The following is a 19,686-nucleotide window of genomic DNA, read 5'->3' as shown; positions in this document are numbered from 1 at the left end:
CGCGCCGGCTCGCGGGTCGCGCTAGCGCGCAGGCGTCCTGTCCTTGAGGGTGTAGCCGCCCGCCACGACCCCCGAGTCGGGGGCCGGCGCCATGCACTTCTTCAGGGGAAGGTCGCTCTTCTCCGTCCCCCCGGACAGCCCGATCCGGCTCGGGCCGCCGTTCTTGCCGTCGGCGACGTAGAAGCTCACGCCCATGCGGATGTGCCGCTTCAGATAGCCCGCCTTCTCCCAGGGGCCGCCGGCGTCGGTGCGGACGAGCCTGCCGGTCACGGTCGCCACCGGGCCGCCGGTGGTCAGGCAGTCGACGGTGAATTCGCCCCAGTGGTCGGACGCGGGCTGTCCGTTCATGGCGTCCGTGCGGTGCGAGATGCGGAAGGTGCCGTCGGACCGTACGGGGAGGTGGCCGGGGCCATAGGAGGAGCGGGCGTCGACGGTGACGCGGATGTCGTTGCCGGGCATGGGGTAGTCCATCCGGCCCCACCCCGTGAGGCTGGAGGTGCTCGTGATCGGCGGCTCGCCCCCGGCGGGGCTCGCCGCCACCGCGGGGACGGCGGCCGGGGCGGTCAGCGCGGCGGCGAGGGCGAGGAGTGTGAGCGTGCGAGGGGCCCGTATGGACACGTGATTCTCCGGTGCTGGAGGGGGCGGATCGGGAACGTGTCCGATCCTGGCCGCCGGAGCGTTCCCGGCCGTCGCTCCCCGGGACGAGATCACGGGCAGCTGCCTCCGCCGCGCGGGGGAACCGCTGTCGGACACCGGGTGCAGGCCCGCTCGGCGTATCCGGGCATGACCGATCGGCAGCGATGTATTAGAGTTATCTCGACATCGAGATATCTGCCGAGAGGCGTACCGCTGTCACGCGCGAGTAAGGCATACCTAACTTAGGCACACCTTAGCGGATGCGCGCGCCATCGGGGCGGCAGGATTGCCGCAGTACGCGAATTCATGCATGAAGGAGACTGTCGTGTCGGCGAACAGCTTCGACGCCCGCACCACGCTGCGCGTGGGCGACGAGTCGTACGAGATCTTCCGGCTGGACAAGGTCGAGGGCTCCGCGCGCCTTCCCTACAGCCTGAAGGTGCTCCTGGAGAACCTCCTCCGCACCGAGGACGGCGCGAACATCACCGCCGACCACATCCGCGCCCTGGGCAACTGGGACTCGCAGGCCCAGCCCAGCCAGGAGATCCAGTTCACGCCGGCCCGCGTGATCATGCAGGACTTCACCGGCGTGCCCTGCGTCGTCGACCTCGCCACCATGCGTGAGGCCGTCAAGGAGCTCGGCGGCGACCCGGCGAAGGTCAACCCGCTCTCCCCGGCCGAGCTGGTCATCGACCACTCCGTCATCGCCGACAAGTTCGGCACGAAGGAGGCCTTCGGCCAGAACGTCGAGCTGGAGTACGGCCGCAACAAGGAGCGCTACCAGTTCCTGCGCTGGGGCCAGACCGCCTTCGACGACTTCAAGGTCGTCCCCCCGGGCACCGGCATCGTCCACCAGGTGAACATCGAGCACCTGGCCCGTACGGTCATGGTCCGCAACGGCCAGGCCTACCCCGACACCCTCGTCGGCACCGACTCGCACACCACCATGGTCAACGGCCTCGGCGTGCTGGGCTGGGGTGTCGGCGGCATCGAGGCCGAGGCCGCGATGCTCGGCCAGCCGGTCTCCATGCTCATCCCGCGCGTCGTCGGCTTCAAGCTGACCGGTGAGCTCCCGGCCGGCACCACCGCCACCGACCTCGTCCTCACGATCACCGAGATGCTGCGCAAGCACGGCGTCGTCGGCAAGTTCGTCGAGTTCTACGGCGAGGGTGTGGCGGCGACGAGCCTCGCCAACCGCGCCACCATCGGCAACATGTCGCCGGAGTTCGGCTCCACCGCCGCGATCTTCCCGATCGACGGCGAGACCCTGAACTACCTCAAGCTCACCGGCCGCTCCGAGCAGCAGGTCGCGCTCGTCGAGGCGTACGCCAAGGAGCAGGGCCTGTGGCTGGACCCGGCCGCCGAGCCCGACTTCTCCGAGAAGCTGGAGCTCGACCTCTCCACGGTCGTCCCCTCCATCGCCGGCCCGAAGCGCCCGCAGGACCGCATCGTCCTGGCCGACGCCAAGGCCCAGTTCGAGCGTGACGTCCTCAACTACGTCTCCACCGCCGACGAGGCGGGCGAGGAGTCCTTCCCGGCCTCCGACTCCCCGGCCGCCTCCAACGGCGTCCCGTCGAACCCGGTCACCGTCACCGCCCCCGACGGCAGCACCTACACGATCGACCACGGCGCCGTCACCGTCGCCGCGATCACCTCCTGCACCAACACCTCGAACCCCTACGTCATGGTCGCCGCCGCGCTCGTGGCCAAGAAGGCGGTCGAGAAGGGCCTGACCCGCAAGCCGTGGGTCAAGACCACCCTCGCCCCGGGCTCCAAGGTCGTCACCGACTACTTCGACAAGGCGGGCCTGACCCCCTACCTCGACAAGGTCGGCTTCAACCTCGTCGGCTACGGCTGCACCACCTGCATCGGCAACTCCGGCCCGCTGCCGGAGGAGGTCTCCAAGGCCGTCAACGACCACGACCTCGCCGTTACCTCGGTGCTCTCCGGCAACCGCAACTTCGAGGGCCGGATCAACCCCGACGTCAAGATGAACTACCTGGCGTCCCCGCCGCTGGTCGTCGCCTACGCCCTCGCGGGCTCCATGAAGGTGGACATCACCCGCGACGCGCTCGGCATCGACACCGACGGCAACCCGGTCTTCCTCAAGGACATCTGGCCCTCCGAGGCCGAGGTCAACGAGGTCGTGACCAACGCCATCGGCGAGGACATGTTCAACAAGTCCTACCAGGACGTCTTCGCGGGCGACGCCCAGTGGCAGGCCCTGCCGATCCCGACCGGCAACACCTTCGAGTGGGACACCGAGTCCACCTACGTCCGTAAGCCCCCTTACTTCGAGGGCATGCAGATGGAGCCGGCCCCGGTCGCCGACATCGCCGGCGCCCGCGTCCTGGCCAAGCTGGGCGACTCGGTCACCACCGACCACATCTCCCCGGCCGGTGCCATCAAGGCCGACACCCCGGCGGGCAAGTACCTCACCGAGCACGGTGTCGAGCGTCGTGACTTCAACTCCTACGGCTCCCGCCGAGGCAACCACGAGGTCATGATCCGCGGTACGTTCGCCAACATCCGCCTGCGCAACCAGATCGCGCCGGGCACCGAGGGCGGCTTCACCCGCGACTTCACCCAGGCCGACGCCCCGGTGTCGTTCATCTACGACGCCTCGCAGAACTACCAGGCCGCCGGCATCCCGCTGGTCATCCTGGGCGGCAAGGAGTACGGCTCCGGCTCGTCCCGCGACTGGGCGGCCAAGGGCACGGCCCTCCTCGGCGTCAAGGCCGTCATCACCGAGTCGTACGAGCGCATCCACCGCTCGAACCTCATCGGCATGGGCGTCCTGCCGCTCCAGTTCCCGGCCGGCCAGTCGGCCGACTCGCTCGGCCTGACCGGCGAGGAGACCTTCTCCATCGCGGGCGTCACCGAGCTCAACGAGGGCCGCACCCCGAGCACGGTCAAGGTCACCACCGACACCGGTGTCGAGTTCGACGCGATCGTCCGCATCGACACCCCCGGTGAGGCCGACTACTACCGCAACGGCGGCATCATGCAGTACGTGCTGCGCAACCTGATCCGCAACTGAGCGTTGATCCGCAACTAGGCGGTTTCTGCTGCGTGGTTGAGGGCCGCACCCCGTTCCGAACGGGGTGCGGCCCTTTCGCGTGCCCGGCCGGGCGTTCCCCCGGCCACCCTCCCGGGGCATCTCCCAACACGACCGGGTGATAGGGGGATTGATGAAGTGTTGTGCATTCCCATGCGGGTTAGGCTCCCCGGCGGGATGGACGCGACGGCGTCGTCCCAGAGGGAGGGATGAGTCCATGGGATCCGCCATGACCTTCGGGGAGCTCGGCCGGCTGTACGGCGAGGAGCTGCCCGCGCGGATCGCCCTGTCGAGCCTGCTGCCCGCCGGAGCCGCCACCGGCCCGGGCGCCGACCATCACCCCGTCTATCCGGCGCTCATGAGAACCGAGCACGGCACGACCGTGGCCTACGCCTGCCAGTACAGGGAGAACCCCGGCGGCCTCGGCCTCCTCGTCGCCCTGGGCTTGGCGCCCAGTACGCCCGGCTACACCATGACCTGTGTCCCGGCGGCCGTTCACAGCCGCTGACACCACACGCGTCACCGTCTCAACCCCCCAAGGACTCCGTCCCCGGCCGATCCGGCGGGGGCGGCATGCCCGGGCGCCGTTCGGCGGGCCGGGAGCGGACACCAGAGAAGGGGAACGAAATGGACAACGCCATCAGCTTCGAGGAACTCGACCAGATCACGGGAGAGGTGCTGCCCGAGCGGACCGTCATGGGCGTCATCGCCACCCCGCTCAACCTTGTCGGCCCGGGCGACCCCGGTGCCGGCGCGGCCGCCGGCAGCTCCAGCTCCGCGGCGGCCACGGGCGGCGGCGTCTTCGCCCCCGTTCCTCACGACCACGGCACCACGATGCTGTCCGCCTGCCAGTCCATCGACCGGCAGGGCACTCCCGGCCTGCTCGGCTCCCTCGGCCTGGGCTCCGAGAACCCGACCGCCAGCGTGGTCTGCACCCCGGCGGCCGTGGCCAGCCACTGATCGGCCACTGATCGCCTGACGGCCCGCCGTAACACCCGGGGAAGGGCCGGGCCCGCTCTCCCAGCCCTTCCCCGCCCGCCACCTCCCGGAGGACGTCCATGTCAGCGCCCTGCGCCACCCCCAGCCTGGTGGCCGGCATGGAACTCGTCGGCGAGTTCGAGGGCTCCGGCTACCGTGAGCCGCCGCAACTGGTCTGCCGTCCCGACGGCCAGATCGTCCGGCTCCCGCCCCTGCTCTACCGGGTGGTACGCGCCCTGGCCGGCCCCCTGCCCCTCGGCCCCGAGCCCGCCATGGCCCGGATCGCCGCCGACCTCTCGGAGGAGACGGGCCGGCGGTTCACCGAGGAACACATCGTCTTCCTCATCGACAAGAAGCTCGCCCCGCTCGGCATCACCACCTACAGCGACGGCTCACCGCCACCCCCGACGACGAAGAACGACCCGTTCCTCGCCTTCCGCTTCCGGCTGGCCGTACTGCCGGAGCACGTCACCTGGTTCCTCTCCGGCCTCTTCGCCTGGCTGTTCCGCCCGGCGGTCGTCGTTCTCGGGCTCGGCGCGTTCGTCGCGGGCGAGGCATGGCTGTGGACGACCCAGGACACGGGCGCCGCGCTGCGGGACGTCCTCACCTCACCGGCCGACGTCCTGCTCGTCGTCCTCCTGGCCATCGCCTCGTGCGCGTTCCACGAACTGGGCCACGGCGCGGCCTGCCGCTACGGAGGCGTTAGGCCCGGCGCGATGGGCTGCGGCATCTACCTGGTGTGGCCCGCCTTCTACACGGACATCACCAACTCCTACCGGCTGGGCCGCGCGGGCCGTATCCGCGCCGACCTCGGCGGCGTCTACTTCAACGCCGTCTTCGTCCTGGGCCTGGGCGCGCTGTACGCGACGACCGGCTTCCAGCCGCTGCTCGTCGCGATCCTCTCCGTCCACCTGGAGATGGTCCAGCAACTGCTCCCCACACTGCGGTTCGACGGCTACTACATCGTCGCCGACCTGATCGGCATTCCCGACCTGTTCAAGTACATCGCGCCCATCCTGCGGCGGGTGTTCCTCCGCCGCCCCCAGGACGACCGGCTGCGGGCCCTGAAGCGCTGGCCGCAGGTCGTGGTCGCGGTGTGGGTGCTCTTCCTGGTACCGGTACTGTCCCTGCAACTCGGCCTGGTGCTGGTGAACCTGCCGGAGCTGCTCGCGGCGGACTGGCGCATCATCACGTCGCTGATGGAGCACGCGGGCGCCTCTGGCGCGTCCGGCGATCAGGTCCTGGCCATGGTCGCGGCGTGCCTTCAGGCGGTGTTGCTCGTCCTGCCGCTGGCGGGGCTGGCGCTGGTGGTGGGACGGCCGGTGCGGGCGCTGGTCCGGCTGGCGTGGCGACGGCCGGGTGCCCGCCGGGCCGGCGGCTGAGCCCGACAGCCGAGCCGGGCCTGCGTGAGGCGGGCGGCCCCACGCAGGCGGGTCACCTACTAGAACATCGTGTCGTACTGGCCCCAGCCGCCGCCGATGCGCACGCGGTTCGCGAACGGGTCGTTCTGGTTGCCGTTGCCCTTGTAGAGCCACAGGACGCCGGACTTGTCACGCGCGAGCAGGTCGCTGCGGTTGTCGAGGTCCACGTCGCCGCTGGACACCAGCATGTCGTACGCGTCCCAGCCGCTGCCGACCTTGACCCGGCCGGCGAACGGGTCGTTGACGTCGCCGGTGCCCTTGTAGAACCAGAGGACGCCGTTCCTGTCCTTGGCGACGATGTCGGCCTTGCCGTCACCGTTGAGGTCGCCGCGACCGACGATGTCGGTGTACTGGTCCCAGCCGCCACCGACACGGACGCGGTCACCGAGCGTGCCGTCGGGACGGGCCACGTACAGCCACAGCACACCGGACTGGTCCCTGGCGATGAGGTCGGCCTGGCCGCTGCCGCCGAGGTTGCCCGGGGAGGTGATGCGGTTGTAGATGTTCCAGCCGCCGCCGATGCGCAGGTGGGTCGCCGGGACGTCCTTGCTGCCGCCGTGGACGTAGAACAGCGATCCGTCGATCGTCCGCATGTAGTGAGAATCCGCGAGGCCGTCCTGGTTCAGGTCGACCTGGACGGTGGAGGTGATGCCCCGCCAGTCCGTGTTGAGGGACTTCCGGTCGGAGAACCCGCCATGGCCGTCGGGGACATAGCGGTACAGGGTCGTACCGTTGACCGCCATCAGCGGGAACCGGGGCGCGTCGGCCGGCGATTCCGAGACGGGTGCCTTGCCCGACGTCACCGGGGCGACGGACTGGGCGGCCTTCTGGAGGTCCTGAGCGGACGGAGCCGGGGCGTCGGCGGCGGCGGTGCCCGCCGTGGTGCCGATCAGGGCCGCGGCTATCGCCGCGGTGGCGAGACGCGACAGGGCGCGTCTGCGCTTGTGCCCGGAAATGTGGGCCATATGGCTCTCCTGTATGAGAAAGACGCGACATCCACGGGTCCGGGATGCCGCGATACGCCGGGATCCTGCCATACGGGCCGATCATGACAAGGGCCGCACCCCCGGTTGGTCGGGTGCGGCCCTCGGTCATGCGCGGGAGGGATCAGAACAGGTCGTTGTACTGGCCCCAGCCGCCGCCGATGCGCACGCGGCTCTCGAAGGGGTCGGTCTGCTTGCCGTTGCCCTTGTAGAGCCACAGGACGCCGGACTTGTCGCGGGCGAGCAGGTCGCTGCGGCCGTCCAGGTTCACGTCACCGGTGGCGATGAGCTTGTCGAAGATGTTCCAGCCGCCGCCGACCTTGACCCGGCTGGCGAAGGGGTCCTTGACGTCGCCGGTGCCCTTGTAGAACCAGAGGTCGCCGTTCTTGTCCTTGGCGAGCATGTCGGCCTTGCCGTCGCCGTTCAGGTCACCCTTGCCGACGATGTCGGTGAAGATGTCCCAGCCGCCGCCGACGCGCACGCGGTCGCCGAGGGTGCCGTCGGGACGGGCCTGGTAGAGCCACAGCACGCCCGACTTGTCGCGGGCGAGGAGGTCGGCCTCCTTGGTGCCGCCGATGTTGCCGGGGGAGAGGATGCGGTCGTAGATGTTCCAGCCGCCGCCGATCCGGATGGGAGCGGGCTCGTCCGCCCCGTCCTTCCCCTCGGGCGAGTAGACCAGCGTGCCGTCGGTCGTCCGGAAGTAGGCGCTGTCGTAGTACCCGTTCTGGGCGTGGTCGACGTTCACCGTGGCGGTGAAGTCGCGCGAGTCGACGCCGGTGATCTGCTCCCGGTCGCCGAAGCCACCCTGACCATTGGGCTCGTACACGAAGACTTCGCCGGTCGACTTCGTCGCCTCAAGCGGGAAGTACGGCGCCGCGACGGTCGGACGGTAGTCGGGGGACGGACCGGTGGCGGCGGCGGTGCCCGCCGTGATGCCGGTCAGGGCCACGGCTATCGCCGCGGCAGTGAGGCGCGAGAGGACGCGTGCGCCCTTACGGCCGAAGGTGTGGGCCACCTAGTACTCCTGTGGTGAGAAAAACGCGGTGCCCCTCGGTCGGGGACCGCGAGACGACCGGATCATGCCACAAGCCCTTCACATACGGAGGGGCCGCATCCCCTATTGGGATGCGGCCCCTGTAGCCGTGCCGTACCCCTGCGCATCGCAGGGGACTGATGGATCAGAACATCAGGGAGAACTTGCCCCAGCCGGGGCCGATCTTCGTACGGTTCTCGAAGGGGTCGTTCTGGTTGCCGTTGCCCTTGTAGAGCCACAGGACGCCCGACTTGTCGCGGGCGAGCATGTCGCTGCGGCCGTCGTGGTCGAGGTCGCCGATGCCCACGAGCTTGTCGAAGATGTTCCAGCCGCCGCCGACCTTGACGCGGCTCTCGAACGGGTCCTTGTAGTCGCCCGTGCCCTTGTAGAACCAGAGGTCGCCGTTCTTGTCCTTGGCGACGATGTCGGCCTTGCCGTCACCGTTGAGGTCGCCGCGGCCGGTGATGTCGGTGTACTGGTCCCAGCCGGGGCCGACGCGGTAGCGGTCGGTCAGGGTGCCGTCGGGGCGGGCGAGGTAGATCCAGAGCACGCCGGACCTGTCGCGGGCGAGGAGGTCGGACTCGCCGGCGCCGCCGAGGTCACCGGGGGAGAAGACGCGGTCGTAGGCGTTCCAGCCGCCGCCGATCATCTTGTTGCCGGCCTCGCCGGTGTACTCCATCTGGCCGTCGGCGTGCCGGACGTACCAGCCGTCGCTCTCGCCGTTGCGGTCGTGGTCGACCTGGGTGGCCTCGGTGAAGTTCTGCCAGCCGGAGTCGAGGAACCAGGCGTCCTTGAAGCCGCCGTTGCCGTTGGCCGCGTACAGGTACACGAGGCCGTCGCGGTCGGCCGCGTAGAGGTCGAACTGCGGAGCCGCGGCCGTGCCCTTGCCGTCGGCGGTGGCGGCCCGCAGCAGGCCGGCACGCGGCTTGGGGGCGTTCTGGGGGGCCTTCTTGTGGGCCCCTTCGGCGCGCTGGTGCGCCTTGGCGGCGGAGGTGCCTGCCGGGCCGTCGGCGGATGCGGTCGCGGAAGCGGCGCCGACCAGCGCGGTGGCTATCGCCGCGGTGACGAGACCGGAGAGCACGCGTCCACGCTTACGACCGGAGAGATTGCCCACTTGGTTCTCCCTTGGAGGCGATTCGGTGAGCGATGCCCGGAAGCATCGCCGATTCACCTTGATCATTCCCATGGGGTGCACGCACATCAACCGATTTATCAGGAGTCGGAAGTCACATCCGGGGCTGCGCTTGTCGCAAGCGCGGCCCCGGATGTCACGGCTCCCACACGGCGCGGGCGTGAGGCAGGATCAGAACAGGTTGTTGTACTGGTCCCAGCCGCCGCCGATCTTCACGCGCTTCTCGAAGGGGTCGGTCTGGCTGTCGTTGCCCTTGTAGAGCCACAGGACGCCGGACTTGTCACGGGCGAGCAGGTCGCTGCGGCCGTCACCGTCGACGTCACCCGTGCTCACGAGCTTGTCGTACTGGTTCCAGCCGCCGCCGATCTTGACGCGGTCGGAGAGGGGAGCGTGGGACTCGCCGGTGCCCTTGTAGTACCAGAGGTCGCCGTTCTTGTCCTTGGCGACGATGTCGGCCCTGCCGTCGCCGTTGAGGCTGCCCTTGCCGACGATGTCGGTGTACTGGTCCCACCCCGGGCCGACGCGGTACGGGTTCTCCAGGGTGCCGTCCTCACGGGCCAGGTAGAGCCACAGGACGCCGTTCTTGTCGCGGGCGAGGAGATCGGACTCGAGCGAGCCGCCGAGGTCACCGGGGGAGAAGATGCGGTCGAAGGCGTCCCAGCCGGGGCCGATCGCCTTGTCGCCGCGGGAGCCGTGGTACTCCAGCAGGCTGTTGTCGCTGTGCTGGTGGTACCAGCCGTCCATCTTGCCGTCGTGGTCGTGGTCGACGGTCGCGGTTTCCGAGACACGCGGCGCCGAACCGTAGAAGCCGTACTTCTCGACGTCCTCGAAGCCGCCCCGGCCGTTCGGCTGGTACTTGTAGATGTCCTGGACGTCCTTGACGTCCTGGGCGCGCTTCTCCGCGAACAGCGGGAACTGGGGGGCGCCGGCCGAGGGTATCTTCGGGGCGGCCTTCGCGCCCGGCGCGGTGCCGGCGGCGGCCGCCGTTCCGGCGGTGAGGCCGACCAGGGCGGCGGCAACCGCGGTGGTGCCGACCAGGCCCGACAGCCCGCGCCCGCGCTTACGACCGAAGTGAATCCTCATGTAATGCCCCCCATTGTCTAATGTCAGGATGCTGCGTCCCGAGATGGGCCGTAGCAAGACCTTGATCATCATTACATGAGATCTTCGGATGTCTAGGTGACTTCCGGACAGAAAGGGGCTGTACCTCCCCAGGAGGTACAGCCCCTACGTGGACGTCCGCGTCAACGGCGTCGGCTCAGCCCTGCGCCCCCAGCAGCTCCACCTCCGCCAGCGTCGCCTCCTGGCCCCCCGTCGGCTCCAGGCGCCAGTGGCGGTAGGCCGCCGGAGCGCGGAGGGCGAAGACGCGGGTCTGGCGGTCCCAGGTGAAGGACTCGGCGGTGCGGCGGTCGACCTCGGTCCAGGTGGTGCCGTCTGTCGAGCCGCGGAGCACCCAGCCGGTGGGGGCCTTGGCGCGGTCGGCGGAGGTGAGGGTGTAGGACGTCACCCGGGAGTCCCCCGGTGTGTCGAACGTGGCGGTGGTGAAGGACGCCGACGTGCGGGACGTGTCGTCGGTGAGGGCCGAGCCGTCGTGGGTCGTGACGTCGGTGAGCGGGGCCGGCGGCTTGTCGTCCGTCGTGAGGGAGGCCGGGCCCGCGTCCGGGGCCGTGGCCCAGCGGGACGGGCCGGGGCCCATGGCGAAGTCCAGGGTGCCACCCCTGGACAGCAGGGCGTGGGGGAGGGCGGTGCTGTTCCACGCGCGGCCGTTGACGCGCAGGCCCTGGACGTAGACGTTGCGGGCGCTGTTGCGCGGGGCGCGGATCACCAGGTCGCGGCCGTTCTCCAGATGGACGGTGGCTTTGGTGAAGAGGGGCGAGCCGATTGCGTACTCGCCCTGGCCCATCACGAGCGGGTAGAAGCCGAGGGCGCTGAAGACGTACCAGGCGGACATCTCGCCGTTGTCCTCGTCGCCGGGGTAGCCCTGGCCGATCTCGCTGCCGAGGTAGAGGCGGGAGAGGATTTCGCGGACCTTCTCCTGGGTCTTCCACGGCTGGCCCGCCGCGTCGTACATGTAGGCGATGTGGTGCGAGGGCTGGTTGCTGTGGCCGTACATGCCCATGCGGACGTCCCGGGCCTCGGTCATCTCGTGGATGACGCCGCCGTACGAGCCGGCGAACTCGGGGGCGCCCGTCTCGGGGGTGGCGAAGTAGGTGTCGAGCTTCTTGGCCAGGCCCGCGCGGCCGCCGTGGAGGTTGGCCAGGCCGCGGGTGTCCTGGGGGGCGGTGAAGGCGAAGTTCCAGCCGTTGGTCTCGGTGTAGTCGTTGCCCCAGACGCGCGGGTCGTAGGAGGCGGGCGGCAGGCGCCAGGCGCCGTTCGCGTCGCGGCCCTGGAAGAAGCCGATGCGGGGGTCGAAGAGCTTGACGTAGTTCCGGGCGCGGTTGAGGAAGTAGCCGGACTCCTCGCGGTAGCGCTCCTTGTGGGTCTTCTCGTAGAGGGCGCGGGCCATCCGGCCCAGGCCGAAGTCATTGAGGTAGCCCTCGAGCGCCCAGGACAGGCCCTCGCGGGTCCGGGTGCTGGTGTAGCCGAGGAAGACGGAGGTCTCCATGCCCTTGCGGCCGGTGCCGGGGCTGTCCGGGGCGACGGTGGCGTTCTTCAGCGCGGCCGCGTACGCCGCCTCGGCGTCGAAGGGGACGCCCTTGACGTAGGCGTCGGCGAAGGCGACGTCGGAACTGGTGCCCGTCATCAGGTCGGCGTAGCCGGGGGAGGACCAGCGGGAGATCCAGCCGCCGTCCTTGTACTGCTGGACGAAGCCGTCGATCAGTCTGCCCGCCTGGCGGGGAGTCAGTAGGGAGTACGCGGGCCAGGTGGTGCGGTAGGTGTCCCAGAAGCCGTTGTTGACGTAGATCTCGCCGTCGACGATCTGGGCGCCGGTCGTGGTCGGGGTGTTCTCGCCGGCGGGCGGGGAGAAGGGGCTGGCGTAGCGCGGCCGGGGGCGGGTGGGGGTGCCGGTGTTCTCGAATCCGGAGTTGGGATAGAGGTAGATCCGGTAGAGGCTGGAGTAGAGGGTGGTGAGCTGGTCTCGGGTCGCGCCCTCGACCTCGACGCGGCCGAGGAGGGTGTCCCAGGCGGTGCGGGCGTGGGTCATGACCTGGTCGAAGCCGGTGCTCGCCGGGATCTCCTGCTCGAGGTTGGCCCGGGCCTGGTCGGTGCCGATGAGGGAGGTCGCCACGCGCAGGGTGACCGTACGGCTCTTGCCGGGCGCGAAGCGCAGATAGCCGGTGACGGCGTCGCTGCCGGTGTCGCCCTTGAGCTTGCCGCTCGCGATGACGGGCGTGTCGAAGACGCCGTGGACGAAGAGGCGCCCGGCGCCGGTGGACAGCCCGCTCCGGACGTCCGAGTAGGCGCTGAAGGAGCGGTGCTCGGGGTCGAGGGTCAGTCCGCCGCGGTCCTTGACGTTGTCGAGGAGGACGCTCGCCTGGTCCGAGGGGAAGGTGAAGCGGATCATCGCGGCGTGGTCGCTCGGGGTGACCTCCGCCTTGAGGCCGTTCTCGAAGGTGACGGCGTAGTAGTGGGGCCGGGCGGTCTCGTTCTCGTGCCGGAAGGGCAGGGCGCGGGCGGCGCGGGAGGCGGGCGGGACGCCCGGGGACGCCGAGGGCATGAGCTGGAACGTCTGCCGGTCGCCCATCCAGGGGCTGGGCTGATGGCTCGCGGAGAAGGCCTGGAGGGTGGGGAGGTTGTCGGCGTTGTTGGTCGCCGCGTACTGGTAGAGCCAGTCCGTGACGCCCGCGTTGGTGACGGGCGTCCAGAAGTTGAAGCCATGGGGGACGGCGGTGGCCGGGAAGGTGTTGCCGCGGGAGAAGTTGGAGCTGGAGTGGGTGCCCCGGGTGGTGACGGCCCGGTCCGCCGGATGGGCGACGGGTGGCTCCTGGGGGGCCGGGGCGAGGGAGATGTCGTCGACCCAGCCGCGGAACTTCGCCGGGCCCACGGGCGAGTCGTACGCGATCAGCACCCGTTCCACGGTCTTCCCCGAGGCGACGGCCCCGATGCGCGACTCCTTGCTGTTCCACTGGTTGACGTAGAGCGTTCTGGAGGCGGCCTGGCCCTGCGGGGTCAGCCGCGCGCCGTGCTGGTCGACCGCGCCGAGCTCGCTGAGGTAGGTGCCGTCGGTGAAGGCGAGGTCGACGGCGACATGGGTGGCGGGATAGCGGGCGTCCGGCTCGGGGAGGGCGGGGAAGATCTTGTAGGAGAGCAGGGTCCTGGGGGTGACGCGCAGCCGGGTCCGGAAGATCTTGTTGTACGAGTAGGCGTGGCCGGTGGCCTGGTGCATGCCCCCGTAGCGCAGCGCGTGGGTGCCGGTGAAGCCGGCGCGGGCCTTGGCGGTGGGGGAGCCGGTGGGGCCGCGGTCGATGTGGCTGCGCATGTCGGCGGGCGGCGGGGTGCCGGTGTCGCCCGCCGCCAGCTGGAACTCGGCGAGCTGGGTGACGGGCTCGCCGTTGTTGCGCGTTATCTCCAGCCGGTACTGGCGGTAGGGACGGTTCCCGGAGAAGGAGAACTCCCGGGTCTGGAGCCGCTTTTCGAAGGCCTCGCCCTGGCGGGTGTCGAGCACCTGCCAGCCGCTGCCGTCGTCGGAACCCTTGAGCACCCAGTCCCGGGGGTCGCGGCCGGGGGCGTCGTTCGCGGAGGTCAGGGCGTAGCGCACGGCCGTGACGGGCCGGTCCAGCTCGAATTCCAGCCAGGCGGTGCGTTCGAAGGCGAGCCACTTGGTCGCGCTCTCGCCGTCGACCAGGTTCTCCTTGACCTCGCCCGCCTCGGCGTGCTCGCCGCTGGCGCGGACGGCGGTGACCCGGTCGGTGACATTGCCGGGGATGCCGCTGGTGTCGTCGCCGTCGACCCCGGCGGTGCGCGGGCGGCCGTCGCGGCCGGTCTCGACGCTGTCGGTCCAGTCGGGCCGCGGGTCGCCGGGCTCGAAGGAGGAGGCGAAGCGCTCGTCGGCGGCCGCGGCGGCCCGGGGCGGCGACGCCCCGACGATCTGGCCCTGCGTGACCTGAGCCCCCGTCATCAGTACGGTGGCCACCAGGAGCGCCGTGGGACGGGCGAGCGTACGCCATCTGCGGTACCCGGTTCCCGTTCGCATCCCTTTGCCTCTCCGCTGAACCCGGCACGGACGGCCGGACGACTCAGACAACGTTGTCACCCATGACGCGCAGTGTTAAGTAGTGCGTGAGACACCAGTGGTGTCAAGGGTCTCGGGGCTGGTGTCGCCGGACGGGTCCCAGGGGGGTCCCGGGGGGCTCCGAGGGGCGGCCGGAGAGGTCTCAACTCGGGAAAGACTGACGGTCAAAGCCGCTTTCGATCTTGCCCAGTTGATCGGAGTGGACTATACCTGTCGAACAGTCCGGGCGGCCGTGGCCGCCGTCGGGCCAGGGGGAGGGCGGCGCACGAGCACGCCGCGGGGGATTCTTCCCGGAGCGCACCCAGCACCAAGCTTCAACTGACCCGCGGTGTCGGGCCCTTCGGCGGTGACGAGTTCGCAAGGGGGAGACCGGTGCACCGCCTGAGTCCTGGAGAAGGCGAGGACTTGAGCATGGGAACCACCCCGGAATTCAGCCGGCGCGACCTGATCAAACGAGCCGCGGCGATAGGCCTGATCGCGGTGCCGACGATGAGCGTGCTGAGCGCCTGCGCCAGCGGGGACAGCGGCGGCGGGAACCAGGTCGACAAGGGCGAGAAGAGCGACAAGAACCCGCTCGCGGTCAATGGGAGCGCCGCCCTGGACGTCGTCATCTTCGACGGCGGTTTCGGCCAGCAGTACGCCAAGGACGCCGAGGCCGAATACCAGAAGGCCTTCCCCAAGGCCCAGGTGAAGCACTCCGCCACCCAGGAGATCCAGACCCAGCTCCAGCCCCGGTTCAACGGTGGCACCCCGCCGGACCTCATCGACAACTCCGGTGCCAAACAGATGGACATGGGCACCCTCGTCGCCAAGAAGCAGCTGACCGATCTCAACGCCCTGCTGGACGCGCCCTCTTATGACGACCCGTCGAAGAAGGTGCGCGACACCCTGCGCCCCGGCGTCGTGGAAATGGGCCAGTTCGACAGCAACGAGACCTGGGTCCTGTACTACGCCTATACGGTCTACGGCGTCTGGTACTCGAAGACGAACCTGGCGAAGCTCGACGCCCAGTACCCCGAGACCTGGGACGACATGCTCAAGGTCTGCGAGGCGGCGAAGAAGAAGGGCATCGCCGGCTGGACGTACGCGGGCAAGTACCCGTACTACCTGCCGTTCAGCCTCTACCCGTTCATCGCCAAGATCGGCGGTGTCGAGGTGCTGAAGAGAATCGACAACCTGGAGCCCAACGCCTGGAAGGACCCGGCCGTCAAGGCCGCCTTCGAGGCCTATTACGAGCTCTACAAGAAGGGCTATATCCTCCAGGGCACCCCGGGCCTGACCCATATCGAGTCACAGACGGCGTGGAACGAGGGGAAGGCGCTGTTCCTCCCCAATGGCTCATGGGTCGAGAACGAGTCGAAGAAGACCACGCCCGCCGATTTCCGGATGGCCGTGGGCGCACCCTCCGGCCTCGACAAGAGCGACAAGCTGCCGTTCGGCACCCTGTGGGCCTCCGGCGGCGAGCCCTTCATCGTGCCGAAGAACGCCAGGAACCCCCAGGGCGGCATGGAGTTGCTGCGGCTCATGCTGGGCAAGAAGTCCTCCCAGAACTTCATCAAGTCCGTCTCCTCGCTCACCTCCCTCAACGGCGGCACCGAGGGCCTGGCCCTCCCGTCGGGCCTCGCCTCCTCCCAGGAGGCGCTCACCAAGGCCGGGAAGAACGTGGTCAACCCGCGCCTCGTCGACTGGTACGTGGCCCTCCAGAAGGAGAAGATCGGCGTGGGGGCGCTCGGCGAGATGATGGCCGGCCGGCTGACCCCCGACGAGGCGATCACCAAGATCCAGCGCTTCGCCGACGAGACCGCGAAGGACGACTCCGTCAAGAAGTACCGGCACAAGTGAGCGGCGGCCATGCAGCACGGTAAGTACCGCTTCATCGCGGGTTTTCTGATCCTGCCCCTGGCGCTCTACGGCATCTTCGTCATCTCGCCGTTCGTCCAGGCCATCTACTACTCCTTCACGGACTGGACCGGACTGAGCCCCGACTTCCGGATGACGGGGTTCAAGAACTACCAACGGCTCTGGAACGACGACGTGTTCTGGAAGGCCGTCGGGCACAACGTCCTGCTGCTGCTCGTACTGCCGGTGGTGACGCTCGGGCTCGGGCTGTTCTTCGCCTTCATGCTCAACGTCGGCGGCCGCCGCAGGAAGAACGCGGCGGTCGCCGGGGTACGCGGGTCGGGCCTCTACAAGGTCGTCTACTTCTTTCCCCAGGTGCTGTCGATCGCCATCGTCGCCCTGCTGTTCCAGTTCGCCTACAACCCCAACAGCGGCGCCCTGAACTCCTTTCTGAGCGCCGTCGGCCTGGATTCCGTACGGCCGGAATGGCTGGGCGACCCCAGGCTCGCGCTGTGGTGCGTGACGGCGGTGATGGTGTGGAGCAACGTCGGCTTCTACGTGGTGCTGTTCTCGGCGGGCATGAGCGCCATTCCCCGGGACTTCTACGAGGCCGCCCTGCTCGACGGCGCCAATCGCCTCCAGACCTTCTTCCGGGTCACGCTCCCGCTGCTCTGGGACACCGTGCAGACCGGCTGGGTCTATATGGGCATCATGGCGCTCGACTCGTTCGCCGTCGTACAGATCATGACCGTGGGCCCGGGCGGGCCGGACTACTCCACGGAAGTGCTGTCCTTCTACCTCTACACCAAGGCGTTCCGTGACGGGCAGGCCGGATACGCCACGACGGTCGGTGTCGCCCTGCTCATCGTCACCATGATCTTCGCGGGCGTCGTGCTGAAGCTCGGCCGGCGCGAAAGGCTGGAGTACTGATGGCCGTGACGGCGGAACCCACCGAGGGGAGCGGCACCGCGACACCGGGGGCCGGGACGGCCGCCGGCTCCGGGGCGCCCCGCAAGAGCATGGGCCGCGAGGGCGGCGTCCTCAATGTCTTCTCCCACGGTGTGCTCTTCATCTGGGGCCTGATGGTCACCCTGCCCCTGCTGTGGGCGGTGATGAGCGCCTTCAAGACCGACAAGGAGATCTTCACCTCGCCCTGGGCGCTGCCCAAGGGGCTGCATTTCGACGCCTGGGGCCGGGCCTGGTCCCAGGCGCACATGAGCGAGTACTTCCTCAATTCCGTCATCGTCGTGGCCGGTTCGCTCGCCGGCACGATGCTGCTCGGGTCGATGGCCGCCTATGTCCTGGCCCGCTTCGAATTCCCCGGCAACCGCTTCATCTACTTCCTCTTCGTCGGCGGGATGAGCTTCCCGATCATCCTGGCGCTCGTGCCGCTGTTCTTCGTGATGAAGAACATGCAGCTGCTCGACACCTACCACGGGCTGATCCTGGTCTACATCGCCTATTCGCTGCCGTTCACGATCTTCTTCCTCAGCGGGTTCTTCAGGACCCTGCCGACCTCCGTCGCCGAGGCGGCGCTGATCGACGGGGCCTCGCACACCCGGACCTTCTTCCAGGTGATGCTGCCCATGGCGAAGCCGGGCCTGATCAGCGTCGGCATCTTCAATTTCCTGGGCCAGTGGAACCAGTACCTCCTGCCCACGGTGCTCAATGTGGGGGACGACGACAAGAAGCTGCTGCCCCAGGGGCTGGTCGCCCTCGCGGTCAGCCAGGGGTACAAGGGGGACTGGTCGGGGCTCTTCGCGGGCCTGGTCATGGCGATGCTGCCGGTGCTGGCCGCGTACATCGTCTTCCAGCGGCAGGTCCAGGCGGGGCTGACGGCCGGGGCCCTGAAGTAGTGCCGGCGGCTCCGGCGAAGCAGCGCCGGCCGGCCTCGGGCCGGGTGGCCGGAAATGGCCCCCCGGCCCGCCCGGCCCTTACGCTGTGGCGTCGGACCCTTGACGGGACGGAAGCCCTACGGCTGAGCTTAGGGTTCATATGTTGTAGGGATGGCCGGGCTCCAGAGCCGTAGTCCGGCCTCGGGGCGGCGGTCGGGCCGGCCCGGTGAGGCGGGAGTGGATGGGCGTGGAGACTCCGGGGTCGCAGTCGTCGCTGCACCGGGCCAACCTGGAGCGGGTCGTACGCGCGGTGCGCATGGCGGGCTCGCTCACCCAGGCGGAGATCGCCCGGACCACCGGGCTGTCCGCCGCCACCGTCTCCAATATCGTCCGGGAGCTGAAGGACGGCGGGACGGTCGAGGTGACCCCCACCTCCTCCGGCGGCCGGCGCGCCCGCAGCGTCTCGCTCTCCGGCGACGCCGGGATCGTCGTGGGCGTGGACTTCGGCCATACCCACCTGCGGGTCGCCGTCGGCAACCTCGCCCACCAGGTGCTGGCCGAGGACGCCGAGCCGCTCGATGTGGACGCCTCCGCGGAGCAGGGGTTGCAGCGGGCCGAATACCTGGTCAGGACCCTGATCACCAAGGCCGGGATCAACCCGGGCAAGATCGTCGGGGTGGGGCTGGGCGTCCCCGGCCCGATCGACGCGGAGTCCGGGGTGCTGGGCTCGACCGCGATCCTGCCCGGCTGGGCCGGCACCAATCCCCGCGACGACCTCGCCGCCCGCCTCGGCGTGCCCGTCCACGTCGACAACGACGCCAATCTCGGCGCCCTCGGCGAGCTGGTGTGGGGCGCGGGCCGGGGCGCCACGGACCTGGCGTACATCAAGGTCGCCAGCGGCGTGGGCGCGGGCCTGGTGATCAACGGCAAGATCTACCGGGGCCCGGGCGGCACCGCCGGGGAGATCGGCCACATCACCCTGGACGAGTCCGGCCCGGTCTGCCGCTGCGGCAACCGCGGCTGCCTGGAGACCTTCACCGCCGCCCGATACATCCTGCCGCTCCTCCATTCGGCCCACGGCACCGATCTGACCGTGCCGCGCGTGGTGGAGCTCGCCCGCGAGGGCGACCCGGGCTGCCGCCGGGTGATCTCCGACGTCGGCCGGTACATCGGCAGCGGCGTGGCCAACCTCTGCAACCTCCTCAACCCCAGCCGGGTCGTCCTCGGCGGCGACCTCGCCGACTCGGGCGAGCTGGTGCTCGCGCCCATCCGCGAGTCCGTCTCGCGGTACGCGATCCCGAGTGCCGCCCGCCGGCTGGAGGTCGTGCCGGGGGCGCTGGGCGGCCGCTCCGAGGTGCTGGGCGCGCTGGCGCTCGTTCTCAGCGAGATGGGCGACTCGACCCTGCTGGATCCGGCCGGCCCGCCGCGTTCCGCGATACCGGCCTGAGGCCTGACGGCCCTTTCCGGACCACGCGCGGGGCGCGCACAGCGCTTTCGCGCGCTCCGGAAGGGCCCGGAAGGATCCGGAAAGGTCCGGGCGGGTCCGGAAAGGTCCGGGAAAAGACACGCCGACGCCGCGATGCGTCACCTCTTGAGTT

The 19,686-nt window shown here is 69.6% G+C and carries 14 protein-coding genes; 8 read left to right on the top strand and 6 right to left on the bottom strand.

Annotated features, from left to right (window positions below; translation table 11 throughout):
* Positions 1-21 precede the first annotated feature (21 nt).
* Entirely contained in the window at positions 22-618 is a 597-nt protein-coding gene (locus tag RM609_RS13825) for a hypothetical protein (RefSeq protein ID WP_311610830.1), read from the bottom strand.
* A 343-nt stretch (positions 619-961) separates the two neighbouring features.
* Between RM609_RS13825 and acnA the strand changes: the two genes are divergently transcribed.
* The 4 genes from acnA (at position 962) to RM609_RS13805 (ending at position 6,054) form a co-directional block, all read left to right on the top strand.
* Positions 962-3,676 (top strand): aconitate hydratase AcnA, encoded by a 2,715-nt coding sequence (gene acnA / locus RM609_RS13820; protein WP_311610828.1) that lies wholly within the window; start codon positions 962-964, stop codon positions 3,674-3,676.
* Positions 3,677-3,911: 235 nt separating this feature from the next.
* Complete coding sequence (locus RM609_RS13815) at positions 3,912-4,202, top strand: hypothetical protein (RefSeq protein WP_311610827.1); 291 nt, start codon at positions 3,912-3,914, stop codon at positions 4,200-4,202.
* A gap of 119 nt (positions 4,203-4,321) precedes the next feature.
* Positions 4,322-4,654, top strand: coding sequence for a hypothetical protein (locus tag RM609_RS13810; protein ID WP_311610825.1), 333 nt, complete (start codon positions 4,322-4,324; stop codon positions 4,652-4,654).
* 98 nt (positions 4,655-4,752) lie between these two features.
* Positions 4,753-6,054 (top strand): hypothetical protein, encoded by a 1,302-nt coding sequence (locus tag RM609_RS13805; RefSeq protein ID WP_311610823.1) that lies wholly within the window; start codon positions 4,753-4,755, stop codon positions 6,052-6,054.
* A 59-nt stretch (positions 6,055-6,113) separates the two neighbouring features.
* Here RM609_RS13805 and RM609_RS13800 read toward each other — a convergent pair whose 3' ends face one another.
* The 5 genes from RM609_RS13800 to RM609_RS13780 all read right to left on the bottom strand — a co-directional run bounded on the left by RM609_RS13800 (position 6,114) and on the right by RM609_RS13780 (position 14,375).
* A complete protein-coding gene (locus RM609_RS13800) occupies positions 6,114-7,058 on the bottom strand; it encodes an FG-GAP repeat domain-containing protein (RefSeq protein WP_311610821.1) in 945 nt (314 codons plus the stop codon).
* Positions 7,059-7,200: 142 nt separating this feature from the next.
* The gene (locus RM609_RS13795; protein WP_311610820.1) at positions 7,201-8,091 is read right to left on the bottom strand and encodes an FG-GAP-like repeat-containing protein; all 891 of its coding nucleotides are present in this window, start codon (positions 8,089-8,091) and stop codon (positions 7,201-7,203) included.
* Positions 8,092-8,254: 163 nt separating this feature from the next.
* Positions 8,255-9,223 carry an FG-GAP repeat domain-containing protein gene (locus RM609_RS13790; RefSeq protein ID WP_311610818.1) on the bottom strand — a complete coding sequence of 323 codons (969 nt, stop codon included), beginning with the start codon at positions 9,221-9,223 and terminating at the stop codon, positions 8,255-8,257.
* A 189-nt stretch (positions 9,224-9,412) separates the two neighbouring features.
* Complete coding sequence (locus RM609_RS13785) at positions 9,413-10,324, bottom strand: FG-GAP-like repeat-containing protein (RefSeq protein WP_311610817.1); 912 nt, start codon at positions 10,322-10,324, stop codon at positions 9,413-9,415.
* Positions 10,325-10,499: 175 nt separating this feature from the next.
* Positions 10,500-14,375: a GH92 family glycosyl hydrolase gene (locus RM609_RS13780; protein WP_438828429.1), complete on the bottom strand. Its 3,876-nt coding sequence runs from the start codon at positions 14,373-14,375 to the stop codon at positions 10,500-10,502.
* A gap of 450 nt (positions 14,376-14,825) precedes the next feature.
* Between RM609_RS13780 and ngcE the strand changes: the two genes are divergently transcribed.
* The 4 genes from ngcE to RM609_RS13760 all read left to right on the top strand — a co-directional run bounded on the left by ngcE (position 14,826) and on the right by RM609_RS13760 (position 19,535).
* Positions 14,826-16,256 carry an N-acetylglucosamine/diacetylchitobiose ABC transporter substrate-binding protein gene (gene ngcE, locus RM609_RS13775; protein WP_311610815.1) on the top strand — a complete coding sequence of 477 codons (1,431 nt, stop codon included), beginning with the start codon at positions 14,826-14,828 and terminating at the stop codon, positions 16,254-16,256.
* Positions 16,257-16,265: 9 nt separating this feature from the next.
* Positions 16,266-17,183 carry a carbohydrate ABC transporter permease gene (locus RM609_RS13770; protein WP_311610813.1) on the top strand — a complete coding sequence of 306 codons (918 nt, stop codon included), beginning with the start codon at positions 16,266-16,268 and terminating at the stop codon, positions 17,181-17,183.
* Positions 17,183-18,109, top strand: coding sequence for a carbohydrate ABC transporter permease (locus tag RM609_RS13765; protein ID WP_311610812.1), 927 nt, complete (start codon positions 17,183-17,185; stop codon positions 18,107-18,109). Before RM609_RS13770 ends, RM609_RS13765 begins: the two co-directional genes overlap by 1 nt.
* Before the next feature lie 226 nt (positions 18,110-18,335).
* On the top strand, positions 18,336-19,535 hold the full coding sequence (locus RM609_RS13760) for an ROK family transcriptional regulator (RefSeq protein ID WP_311611063.1): 1,200 nt from the start codon (positions 18,336-18,338) through the stop codon (positions 19,533-19,535).
* The last annotated feature ends 151 nt before the right edge of the window (positions 19,536-19,686 follow it).

The sequence above is a fragment of the Streptomyces hesseae genome, from assembly GCF_031845785.1.
In the GTDB taxonomy this organism is placed as follows: Bacteria; Actinomycetota; Actinomycetes; order Streptomycetales; family Streptomycetaceae; genus Streptomyces; species Streptomyces hesseae.
The sequence above is the reverse complement of the archived record's forward strand: the minus strand, read 5'-3'. Positions and strand labels throughout refer to the sequence as shown.